Raw genomic sequence first — 11,616 nt, 5'->3', positions numbered from 1 at the left:
GTTCGGAAGGAGCTGGGTGAATTGCAAGAACAGGAGCGGATCACGGGCTTTCGTCCGTTGAAGGATGCTCGCAGCGAGACCGAGTCCTACACCCGCATCCTCGAAAACGAGCTCAAGGACGTGGCGCGGGAACCGCTTTCGACCTTCTCGATCGATGTCGATACGGCGGCGTATGCGAACGTTCGGCGCTTCCTGAATCAGAACACGATTCCTCCGCCGGACGCGGTGCGGATTGAGGAACTGGTGAATTACTTCCCCACGGCGGAGGAAGGTCCGGTGCACGATGCGAAGGAACCCTTTGCGGTGCGGGTGGAGATGGCGCCCTGCCCGTGGCAGCCGGCGCATCGCCTGGCGCGCATCGCCATCAAGGGCCGCGAACTCGGCGACGAGCGCAAGAACAGCAACCTCGTCTTCCTCGTCGATGTCTCGGGCTCGATGAACCAGCCGAACAAGCTGCCGCTGGTGCAGCAGTCACTGCGCATGCTCACGGAACAGCTCGGGGAAGGGGACAAAGTGACGATGGTCGTCTATGCCGGCAGCAGCGGACTCGTTTTGCCACCGACGAATGGCGAGAACAAAAGCGAGATCCTCGCCGCGATCGACAAGTTAAAAGCCGGCGGCAGCACGCATGGCAGCGCGGGCATCCAGCTCGCCTACGAGCAGGCCGTGGCCGGGTTCATCAAGGAAGGCGTGAACCGCGTGATCCTGTGCACGGACGGTGACTTCAATGTCGGCGCCAGTTCGCCCGATGAACTGGAGAAACTCGTCACGAGGAAGGCAAAGAGCGGTGTCTTTCTCAGCGTGCTCGGATTCGGCACGGGCAACCTGAAGGATCGCACGATGGAAACGCTGGCCGACAAGGGCAACGGCAACTACGCCTACATCGACAGCCTCAGCGAGGCACGCAAGGTGCTCGTTGAGCAGATGAGTGGCACGCTGGTGACGATCGCGAAGGATGTCAAAATCCAGGTCGAGTTTAATCCGGCCGCCGTGCGCAGCTACCGCCTCATCGGTTATGAAAACCGCATGCTCGCGAAGGAGGACTTCAACGACGACACCAAGGACGCGGGCGAGATCGGTGCCGGGCACAGCGTCGTGGCGCTTTATGAAGTGGTGCCTGCCAATCTCCCGCCCGGCGCCGAACCACGGCCTGCGGTGGACAGCTTGAAGTATCAAGCGCCAGCGATCGCACCCGAACGCCTGGCCGAAGCGGCGAAGAGTGGCGAGACGATGACCGTGAAGCTGCGCTACAAGGAACCGGACGGTGATCTGAGCAAACTCATCGAGATGCCGGTGAAGGACGATGGCAAGACGCTCACCGCGAGCAGTGACGAGTACAAATTCAGCGCCGCCGTGGCCGGCTTTGGTCTGCTGCTGCGTGACTCCGCCTACCAAGGCACGTTGAGCTGGGAAACCGTGCGCCGTCTCGCCATTGATGGCAAAGGCGCGGACAAGCTGGGTTATCGCGGTGAGTTCCTGCAACTCATCGACAAGGCGCGGGGCTTGAAGGAGACGAGGCCGTGAGTCTGGAGGGCAAACCCCCTGGTTTGCCGAATTGGGCAAGGCGGGAGCCTTGCCCTCCCGGCTTGCGCTGATGAGCCATCGCGCTATGTGAGCCAAATGGAACTCATCAACAACGCATCCAACGTGCCGGCGGCGGTCGGACCTTATTCGCAGGCGGTGAAGCAGGGCGGTTTGCTCTTCTGCTCCGGCCAGATTCCGATCGACCCTGCAGCGGGCAAGATTGTGGCGACGGATGTGGAAGGTCAGGCGACGCAGGTGCTGGCCAACATCCGTGCTATGCTCACGTCGCAGGGGCTCAAGATGAGCGATGTGATCAAGGCGACCGTCTTCCTGCAAAGCATGGCCGATTTCCCGAAGATCAATCCGCTTTACGAAGCTGCGTTTGAAGGCCACAAGCCGGCGCGCTCCACCGTTGCGGTGGCGGGCTTGCCGCTCGGCGCTCTGATCGAGATCGAGGTGATCGTCGCGCTGCCGTGATGGTCTGACGGTCTTGTTTGTCCGGCACTACTCACAAGGCACGCTGGAGGAACACTTTTTCCTCTGGCAGCAGTAATGATGGTGAGATGCGTTCGGCGATCTGGAACACCCGTGCCTCATCCCCGCCTGTGTGTTTCAGCAGTGCGGCATACACGGCGCGTTCGCCTGCCGTTAAAGAGTCCGGCTTTGCGATGCGATCAAGCGGTTGGCGGATCAGGTCTGCTTCTCCCTGTCGGTAAGCGGCGAGGGCGCGCAGGAGTTGGAGGTGATCCCCTTGGGCGAGGTTGGCGTTTTGGGAGAGTTCTTCGAGTTGACGATGGGCTGTCTCGAATTCGATCCCGAGCAGCAACTGAAGATAGAGCTTTTGGCTGAGAAACGGGATGTTATCGGGTTTCAGCGCCACCATGCTTGAGCACGCCTCCAGCATGGCGGGACCATCGTGCTGGTAAGAGGCAAGTTGGAAGATTTTGGGAAGCATGGCGTCCTGCGTTTGCCGATGCTTGTCAGCGACCGCCTGGTAGCACTTCTGCGCCAGATCCCACTGGTTGAGTTGTTCGGCGAGACTACCGGCCTGGAGGGTGGTGGCGAGGTCCGTGCCACGTCCGGCCTCCTCAAAGATGCGGACGAGCGTCTGACGCGCACGGGCGGGATCGGAGTCCAGATGACTTTCGGCTTCAGCCTGCCAGAGGAGGAGTTTCTGCCTTGGGTGCACGGCTTTGACACCGCCTGAGGTGACGAGCATGTGGAGTTCCTGCCAGCGGCCCGTTCCACGAAGTGCCTCCACATACGAGGGGAGCAGGGAGGGGTGGCGTGAAGCGGTTTCGAAGGGGACCATGCGCAGTATGCGTGCGTATTCCTGCTCATTGGCGAGCCATTCGACGAGCGGTTTGGTTTGTGCCGGAGCTCGATCCTGCCAGTGCGTGAGCTCCTGGTCGATCAGGTCACTGCGTAGCTGTGGGCTGAGCCGCATCCGGGCGGAGACCACATAAAGTCTGGCAAGCTCCCGTCTGTCGGCGGTGCCGGTGGACGTGTCGACTATTTTCTGCAGTTCGGCTGCTTGTGGCACAGTGAGGTCGCTGGCGTGGGATAGCAGCTCAACTGCGGTGAGCGACAATGGCGTGCCGGCCGCCGACACCTGCCAGAGCTTCTTGCTCATGGCGCTGCGGCGCGAAGGTACATTGCTTTCGAGATCCATGGCGGCGAGGCGTCGCAGGCTGCCCTCATCGTCCGGTCGCTTGAGCAGAGCCTCGCGCAGAACCTTGTCGGACTGTTCCTGATGTCCGTCGGCGCGGAGCAGGTTGGCTAGCAGTTCGAGGCCTAAGGTTGTCTCACGCGCTTCAGGCGGAAGTTGTTCGTGGATCTCCCGGGCCTTGGAGACTTCACCGAGCCGGGCATGCATGATGCCAGACAAAGCAAGATCGGCCGGAGTGGCGGCACCGGTTTCCTGCAACTGTCGGATAAGAGTAATGGTGCTGCGGGGGTCGCTTCCCATCGCCGCGACCCATTCCAAACCAGCACGCAGAACCTGCGGGTCATTCGGAGCCCAGTGCTTGGCATCCTGTATCGCGACCGCCGCACCCTGCCAGTTTCGCTCGTTGAGCTGCTGCCTAAATTCCGGCAGATGCCGCCGGCCCAGCCACTTCCGGGTGAGCTTGGAAACAGGGGGAAAAGCAAGCCAGCAGAGCACGCCAAAAACCATCATGGCGGCGAAGGTAAGAGACATCACCGGAAGCTCTCGGTGCCCGTGGGGGGATTGGCCTCCGGTGCTCTCGGGAGTCGTGCCGTTGGCTGGAGGAGTCTTCATGGCGATCCGCCGGGGATCATGGAGCACCCAGATCCAAAACACAACGGAAACCCAGATCAGCACGTGCGGCGTTTTTCAGCGCATGCGCGCGCGCAGAAGTCAGCAGAGCATCTTTGTCATAGCTGAGCCAGCTGCCGCCTCGGATGACGCGCTCTTCAGGGGCACTGGGCCATGCGTCCTCGCACCACTCGGAGACGTTGCCGCCCATCTCGTAGAGGCCGAGGGCATTCGTTCTCGAACTGTCCACTGGAGCGGTGTAGGAATAGCTGTCTGAGGTGCCGGGGATCTTGGTGGCGTCGAGATTCGCCGCGAGCATTGTTGGCTTCCAGTCATCCGGCTTGGGAGTCCAAGGGTAATGGGTCTTGTCACCGAGATTTCGCTCGGCTGGGTCCGCACCCTTTTCATCTTTCAATCCGGCTGCAAGGCTCCACTCCAGATCACGCGGCAGGCGGTAGCTGGCGGTCGTGGGAATGAGCTTGCTGGCGCGGTCGCGCTCGGTCAGCCAGGCGCAGAAGGCGGTGGCGTCTTCCCAGGAGATGCCTGCGGCCGGGTGGTTGTTGCCGAGCAGGAATGAAGGTTTCTGGCTCCAGCTTCGTCCTGTGTCGTTCATCCAGGTTTCCACGTCACGCACGCTGGTTTCAGTGGCGCAGACGAGAATGGCGCCCTTTTCCTGCAGCGGGACAAAACGCATGCCCAACGCGTTGACGAAGGTGCTCCCGTCTGCCGCAGCCGGTCTTAGAGTGGTGGGGTCGGGCAGGGTGTCATCGCCCCCCTTGCCCTGCATTTTCTTGCGCAGGGCTTCGACGGCGTTTGCATCCACCTTGCGGCTCGCTGCCATTTCCTTCATGCGTTCTTCCACCGCCTGCTTCTTCTCGGCATCGGAGGCGGCCAGCAGGCTGGCGGTGCGGCGCTTGTCTTCAAATACACAGCGGAAACCGGTGGTGGGAGCGCGCAGATCGACGGGCACCACATACTGATAGGAGGAGGCCAGGCACTCCGGACGGAAGTAGGCCCACGAGCCGCCTCGCAGAATTCCGGTCGGCTGGGCTCGGATCTCCATCGGCTGAGTCCACTCCCAGACGTTTCCCGACAGGTCATAAATGCCTTCCTTTGACGGAGGGAAACTGCCCACCGGAGCGGTGTAGGCATAGCCGTCGCTGTAATTGGGGATCTCCGCGTCGGCCAGATTTGCGGTCTTCGAGGCAGGCGGCCAGTCCTGGCCCCAAGGGTAGACTCGATCATCCAACAGCCGATCCTCGGCACTCAGGCTGAGCTTTTTTCGTCCACGTGCGAGACCCACGGCCGAATCCCATTCCTCGGGAGTGGGCAGACGGTATGACTGGGAGCCGTCGATCAATCTTTTCTCGCGTTCGGATTCGGTGAGCCAGTTGCAGAAGGCCACCGCATCCTGGAGATTGACCCCGACGACGGGATGTTCCGGCGTCTGCTTGAAGTGCGGTTGGTAGGTCCACGGATGCTTTTTTTGGCGCAGAAACTCGTTCCACTCCGAGAGCCGTGTTTCCCAGATGGCAAACAACACGGTGGTGCCAGGAACACCGACGAACCGAGTTCCCAAGCTGCTGACCCTGCTGTCAGTCGGAACAGTTCCCTCGGGGGCGGCGCCGTCTTGCCCGTAAACGGAGACGCATGCCGCCCATAGAAGAGGCAAAGCGGAGAGGACAGGCATGAAGGATCGCATAGGTGTGTTGGTAGATGGAAAGCAGGCCACGTTCATCCAAAAAAACGACAGAAAACAGGAGGTCGCATCATCGTGGCGCAGGCTTGCCCCGGCCACCAGCAAAGCATGGTGTCAAACTGTTAACAGAGCATTGAACTTTATTCTTTGCGCTGGTTACCAACATGGTACAGTCACCACCCTTTTTTGAAAAATGCCGTTCCAACCCCGGCAGCACCTGTTGGCCGCCGCCTGTGCGACCATTGGCGGCAGCTTGCCTGGATCCTTTTTAGGGCTTCATGATCGTCCTCGGACTCAACGCCTGGCATGGCGACTCCGCCGCCGCCCTGGTCAAAGATGGTCAACTGATCGCCGCCGCCGAGGAGGAGCGTTTCCGCCGCATCAAGCACTGGTCCGGCCTGCCCACCGAGGCGATGAAATGGTGTCTAGCCGACGCCGGACTGACGCTCGGCGATGTCGATCACATCGCCATCAATCGCAATCCAAAGGTCAACAACCTCCGCCGCGCACTCTACGTCCTGCGCAAGCGCCCCAGCCTCGGTCTCATCTTCAAGCGTCTCGCCAACATCAAACGTGCCGGCTCCTTCGAGGACTCCGTTCGTGCGGCCTTTCCGAGTGAAAACCTGCGGGCGCAAACGCATCAGGTGGAGCATCATCTGGCGCATCTCGCCTCAGCCTTTCTGGTTTCCGACTTCGATCAGGCCGTGTGTCTCTCGGTGGATGGCTTTGGCGACTTCGCCAGCTCCGCCTGGGGCATGGGGAAGGGGAGCGACATCCAGATCGACGGCCGTGTCTATTTCCCGCACTCGCTCGGCATCTTCTACACCGTCGTCACCCAGTTCATCGGTTTTCCGTATTACGGCGATGAATACAAAGTGATGGGCCTCGCTCCGTATGGCGAGCCGAAGTATCTCAAGGAGATGCGTCAACTCGTGCAGGTGCAGCCGGACGGCACGTTCAAGCTGAACCTCGATTACTTCCGTCACCACAGCGACGACGTGCACTACACTTGGGACGACTGCTGCCCGGAAGTCGGCACGCTCTACCGCAAGGAACCCATGGAGGCGCTCTTCGGTCCGCAGCGTGAGAAAGGCGCCGCGCTGGAGCAGAAGCATCGCGACATCGCACGCAGTGCGCAGGCCATGTATGAGGAGACCTTCTTCGCCATGCTGCAAAGCCTGCACGCACGTTACAAGTGCGACGACCTCGCGCTCTCCGGTGGCTGCGCCATGAACTCCGTCGCCAACGGCAAGGTCTATCTCAACTCGCCCTTCAAGCGCATGTACCTTCCCGCCTCCGCTGGTGACGCCGGCGGCGCCATCGGTTCCGCGTTCGTCGTCGCACGCCAGCTGGAAAACCAAGAACTAGGAACCAAGAACAAGGAACGGTTCGTCATGTCCCACGCCTACGTCGGTCCGCAGTCCACCGACGACGAGATCAAAGCGTTGCTCGATTCTCGCTCGGCTGATATTCAGGCCGAAGGCTGCGCCGTGCGCCGTTTTGATGATGAAGGCGAGCTTTGTAAATCCACCGCCACTGCAATCACCGAAGGCAAAGTCATCGGCTGGTTTCAGGGACGCATGGAATGGGGCCCGCGCGCGCTGGGCAACCGCAGCATCCTCGGCGACCCGCGCCGCGCCGACATGAAGGACATCCTCAATCTGAAGATCAAGCGCCGCGAATCCTTCCGCCCCTTCGCGCCCAGCATTTTGCGCGAGTGTGTCAGTGAGTGGTTCGAGCAGGACGACGACGTGCCCTTCATGATGGAAGTCTTCCAGGTGCGAGAAGAGAAGCGTCCGCAGATTCCCGCCACCACCCACGTCGATGGTTCTGGCCGCCTGCAGACCGTTCACAAGGAGACCAACCCGCGTTACCATCGCCTCATCAGCGCCTATCGCGACATCACCGGCGTGCCAATGGTGCTCAACACCAGCTTCAACGAAAACGAACCCGTCGTCTGCAAACCTCAGGAAGCTCTCGACTGCTTCCTGCGAACAAAGATGGACGTGCTCGTGCTCAACGACTGGATGATTACACGATCATGAAAGGCATCATCCTGGCAGGCGGCGCGGGCTCGCGTCTGTATCCGCTGACGCAGGTTGCTTCAAAGCAACTCCAGCCGGTCTATGACAAGCCGATGGTGTATTACCCTCTCACGGTGCTCATCGCCTCGGGCATTCGCGAGTTCTGCCTCATTTCTACGCCACAGGACCTGCCGCGTTTTGAGCAGCTGCTTGGCGACGGCTCGCAGTGGGGCATCTCGATTGAGTATCGCAAGCAACCGGATCCCGGCGGCATCGCGCAGGCTTTGATCATCGCCGAAAGTTTCATCGGTGCCGACCCTGTGACGCTCATCCTCGGCGACAACCTCTTCTTCGGCGGCGACGCCTTCCCGCGTGCCATTGCCGGATTCAAATCAGGCGCCGTCATCTTCGCCTATCACGTCAATGATCCCGAGCGCTACGGCGTGATCGAATTCGATGCCAAAGGCAATGCTGTCTCCCTGGAGGAAAAGCCCGAGCAGCCGCGCAGCAACTACGCCGTGCCCGGAGTCTATCTCTACGACAACGACGTGGTCGCCATCGCCCGCGGTCTGCAGCCATCACAGCGAGGCGAACTCGAAATCACCGACGTGAACAAAGAATACCTCCGTCGCGGTACGCTTCAGGTGCAGCGTCTCAGCCGGGGAACTGCCTGGCTCGATGCCGGCACCAGCAGCAGTCTGCACGAAGCCTCCGCCTACGTGCAGACGATCGAAAAACGTCAGGGCATGAAACTCGGCTGCCCGGAGGAAGCCGCTCTCTATCGTGGGTTCCTCACTCTCGATCAGTTCGAGGCCCTCGTCTCCGGCATGCCCGCTTGCGAGTATCGCGACTACCTCGCTGAACTCGCCGCCGAGGTGAAACGCGTTGGCTTGAAGAGTGCATGAATCTACTCGTCACTGGTGGCGCCGGATTCATCGGCTCGAATCTCATCCGCCGCGTCATCGGCGAGCCCGAAGTTGAGAAACTCGTCAATCTCGACTGCCTCACCTATGCCGGGCATCTCGAAAACCTCGAAGGCATTCATGACGTCCACACGAGCTACGTGTTTGAAAAAGTCGATCTGCGGGATCGTGACGAAGTCCTTCGCGTCGTTCGCCAGTATGACATCACCCACGTCATGCACCTCGCCGCCGAATCGCATGTTGATCGCAGCATCGCCGCGCCCGCCGATTTCATCACCACCAACATCAACGGAACCTTTCATCTCCTCGAAGCCTGCCGCGCTCACTGGCCAACCGCGAAGCGAGAGCAGCGATCCGAAAACAGGTTTCTCCATGTCAGTACCGACGAAGTTTACGGCTCCCTTGGTCCCGACGATCCCGCATTCACGGAATCCTCGCCCTACGCGCCGAACTCGCCCTACTCCGCCAGCAAGGCTGCGGCGGACATGCTCGTGCGCAGCTGTCACCACACCTACGGTCTGCCCGCGATCATCACGAACTGTTCGAACAACTACGGGCCGCGCCAGCACCCGGAGAAGCTCATCCCTGTCGTCATCCAGAGCATTCTCGATCGCAAACCGATTCCTGTTTACGGCGACGGTCTGAACGTGCGCGACTGGCTCTACGTTGGCGATCATTGTGAGGCCCTGTGGACCGTGCTCACCACTGGTAACATTGGCCAGACCTACAACATCGGCGGCTGCAGCGAGCTCGCGAACCTCGACCTTGTGCAGAGGATCTGTGATTTTGTTGATCAACTGGAGCCCGAACTCGGCGGCCATTCACGCGACCTCATCACCTTTGTCCCTGACCGCCCTGGTCACGACCGCCGCTATGCCATCGATGCCGGCAAGACCGGGTGCGAACTCGGCTGGACGCCGATGCATGATTTGAACGACGGTCTCCGCGAGACCGTTACCTGGTATCTCACCCATCAGACCTGGGTCCGGTCTGTGTCAGGCACACAAACAATATGATGGAAAAGCTTGTCATCGAGGCAGGACGCAGTGAGGCGCACTACTGGCGTGATCTCTGGCGTTTCCGCGAGTTGTTTGGCTTTCTGGCATGGCGCGACATTCTGGTGCGCTACAAGCAGACCGCCATCGGCGTCGCCTGGGCGGTCATTCGGCCGCTGCTCACCATTCTGATCGGCGCGGGCATCTTTGGCGGACTCGCCCAACTGCCCTCCGACGGCGTGCCGTATGCGGTGCTCGTGTGTGCAGGCACGCTGCCGTGGTATTTCTTCAGCAGCGCCTTGAGTGAGTCGGCGAACAGCCTGGTGGGCAATGCGAATCTGATCTCCAAGATCTACTTCCCGCGCATGATCCTGCCCGCGAGCGCGGTGGTGGTGGCGTTTGTTGATTTTGCCATCTCGCTGGTGATTCTCGGCGGGCTGATGCTGTGGTATGGCGTGATGCCCTCCTGGCGCCTGCTCACTCTTCCTCTGTTCATTCTGCTGGGATTCGTCGCCGCCATGGGGCCGGGTTTGCTGTTCACGGCCCTGAACGTCAAATACCGTGACTTTCGCTACATCATTCCCTTTGTCGTTCAGTTTGGTCTTTTCATTTCGCCCGTGTTTTACAGCACCACCGCCATTCAGGAGCGTTTTGGCGACACGGGGCGTGTGATCGTCGCACTAAATCCGATGGTGGGCATCATCGACGGATTCCGCTGGGCCATCTGTGGCACGACGGACATCCACTGGCCCAGTTTTGCCCTCTCCACTGGCTTGAGCGTGCTGCTGCTTGTTCTGGGCGTGTGGTACTTCCGTCGCACGGAAAAGACCTTTGCGGATGTCATCTGAATGCCGGGATTTTCATGGCTGCGACGGTGGGGATTACGCCTCGGCGGAGTGGTCGGTGCCCAGGGGATTGTGCAGTTGTGCAATGCGACGGCGGGGCTGCTGGCGGTGAGGTTTCTGCCGCGTGAATCGGCCTACGCCTGGTTCACGGTGGCGAGTTCGATGATGATCATGGTGACGCTGTTCTCTGATTCAGGATTGTCAGCCGCCTTGCAGGCTGTTGGCGGGCCGTTGTGGGAGGACCGCAGACGCTTCTCGTCCGTCGTTTCCGTGGTCCGGAACTGGCAGCGCTGGACGACTGCGGCGGCGGTCTTGATGGTGGTGCCGTGGATGCTGGTGCTGCTGCACCGTCTTCATGCGCCGCTTTGGGGCCTGATCGGCGCGGCATTCCTTTTGACCGTGTTTGCCTGGCCGGCTGCGGCGGGGATTTTGCTCAGCCACGTCAACCGTCTTCATTCAAAGCTGCGCCCGCAGGTGATGGCGGAGCTCATCTCCGCGTTTGTCCGTCTGGTGCTCACGGTCGTGAGTGTCGTTCTCTGCCTGTGGCTGTTGGGAGGAACCTTGGCATCCGGGCCGGTGGGCGCCTTTCTCGCTGTTTTGGCCGCACCAGTGCTGGCGGGAGTGTTGCTGTATGCGCTTGTCCGGCGCGAGGCCTCACAGCTTCTTGATGATGACGTGGGCTCGTCCCATGAGTTCGACGCACGCATTCGCGGCATCGTGGCCGGTTCGATGGCCTTCACGCTTTACTATGGTTTGCAGGGGCAGGTCAGCACCTGGCTGATCAGCCTGCATGGCTCATCCACGCAGGTGGCTGATGTCGGCGCGCTGAGCCGCTTGGGCGTGCTTTTCTCGCTGGCCACCGCTCCGGTGGTTCAGGTTGCGACACCGGCCTTTGCCCGCTGTCGTGAACGCGACAAACTCAGGCGGCAGTTGCTGCTCACCGGCGGTTTGTTTGTTCTCTTTTCCGGCGGCATCTTGCTGCTGGTCACACTGCTGCCCGGGCCGCTGCTGTGGCTGCTGGGGCCGCAGTACGCGCATCTCAGCATGGAACTGCGTCTGGCGGCCTTGGTGCCTGCGGTGACCGGTCTTTGCGGCATCACTTGGGGGCTCGTCATGGCGCGTGGCTGGATCAAATCCTCCGCGCTGGTCGTCCCTGCGGGCATCGCCGCACAGGTTGCCGGAGTGTTCCTCTTTGATCTCACTACCGTTTCGGGAGTGCTTGAGTTCAATCTGTTCGTCCTGCTTCCCATCCTGCTGCTGGCCTGCCTGGTGATCTGGCGCGGATTTGGAAAATGGAATGAGGCGGCTGAGACCGAATCCTGATCCTT

Annotated in this window: 9 protein-coding genes; 7 read left to right on the top strand and 2 right to left on the bottom strand. The window is 60.8% G+C overall.

The genetic code is table 11. From position 1 onward, the window contains the following. The coding region (locus KDL09_RS10495; RefSeq protein WP_294384560.1) for a VWA domain-containing protein at positions 1-1,524 on the top strand (1,524 nt) is incomplete at its 5' end. Between the two features lie 96 nt (positions 1,525-1,620). Next, on the top strand, positions 1,621-2,001 hold the full coding sequence (locus KDL09_RS10490; RefSeq protein ID WP_294384558.1) for a Rid family detoxifying hydrolase: 381 nt from the start codon (positions 1,621-1,623) through the stop codon (positions 1,999-2,001). A 31-nt stretch (positions 2,002-2,032) separates the two neighbouring features. On the opposite strand, the gene KDL09_RS10485 is transcribed toward KDL09_RS10490, so the two are convergent. Both KDL09_RS10485 and KDL09_RS10480 read right to left on the bottom strand, forming a co-directional pair. Further along, positions 2,033-3,805: a hypothetical protein gene (locus tag KDL09_RS10485; RefSeq protein ID WP_294384555.1), complete on the bottom strand. Its 1,773-nt coding sequence runs from the start codon at positions 3,803-3,805 to the stop codon at positions 2,033-2,035. A gap of 16 nt (positions 3,806-3,821) precedes the next feature. Beyond that, positions 3,822-5,492 carry an SUMF1/EgtB/PvdO family nonheme iron enzyme gene (locus tag KDL09_RS10480; protein ID WP_294384553.1) on the bottom strand — a complete coding sequence of 557 codons (1,671 nt, stop codon included), beginning with the start codon at positions 5,490-5,492 and terminating at the stop codon, positions 3,822-3,824. Between the two features lie 287 nt (positions 5,493-5,779). Between KDL09_RS10480 and KDL09_RS10475 the strand changes: the two genes are divergently transcribed. The 5 genes from KDL09_RS10475 to KDL09_RS10455 are packed head-to-tail and all read left to right on the top strand — an operon-like array spanning position 5,780 to position 11,611. Further along, a complete protein-coding gene (locus KDL09_RS10475; RefSeq protein ID WP_294384550.1) occupies positions 5,780-7,546 on the top strand; it encodes a carbamoyltransferase C-terminal domain-containing protein in 1,767 nt (588 codons plus the stop codon). After that, positions 7,543-8,430, top strand: coding sequence for a glucose-1-phosphate thymidylyltransferase RfbA (gene rfbA, locus KDL09_RS10470; RefSeq protein ID WP_294384548.1), 888 nt, complete (start codon positions 7,543-7,545; stop codon positions 8,428-8,430). Before KDL09_RS10475 ends, rfbA begins: the two co-directional genes overlap by 4 nt. After that, a complete protein-coding gene (gene rfbB, locus KDL09_RS10465; protein WP_294384546.1) occupies positions 8,427-9,464 on the top strand; it encodes a dTDP-glucose 4,6-dehydratase in 1,038 nt (345 codons plus the stop codon). The genes rfbA and rfbB overlap by 4 nt, the downstream gene beginning before the upstream one ends. Beyond that, on the top strand, positions 9,461-10,291 hold the full coding sequence (locus KDL09_RS10460) for an ABC transporter permease (RefSeq protein WP_294384544.1): 831 nt from the start codon (positions 9,461-9,463) through the stop codon (positions 10,289-10,291). Before rfbB ends, KDL09_RS10460 begins: the two co-directional genes overlap by 4 nt. Beyond that, positions 10,292-11,611, top strand: a complete 1,320-nt coding sequence (locus KDL09_RS10455) for a hypothetical protein (RefSeq protein ID WP_294384541.1) — start codon at positions 10,292-10,294, stop codon at positions 11,609-11,611. The last annotated feature ends 5 nt before the right edge of the window (positions 11,612-11,616 follow it).

The sequence above is a fragment of the Prosthecobacter sp. genome (assembly GCF_020439865.1).
Classification (GTDB): domain Bacteria; phylum Verrucomicrobiota; class Verrucomicrobiia; order Verrucomicrobiales; family Verrucomicrobiaceae; genus Prosthecobacter.
This window is presented reverse-complemented; position numbering and strand designations above follow the sequence as displayed.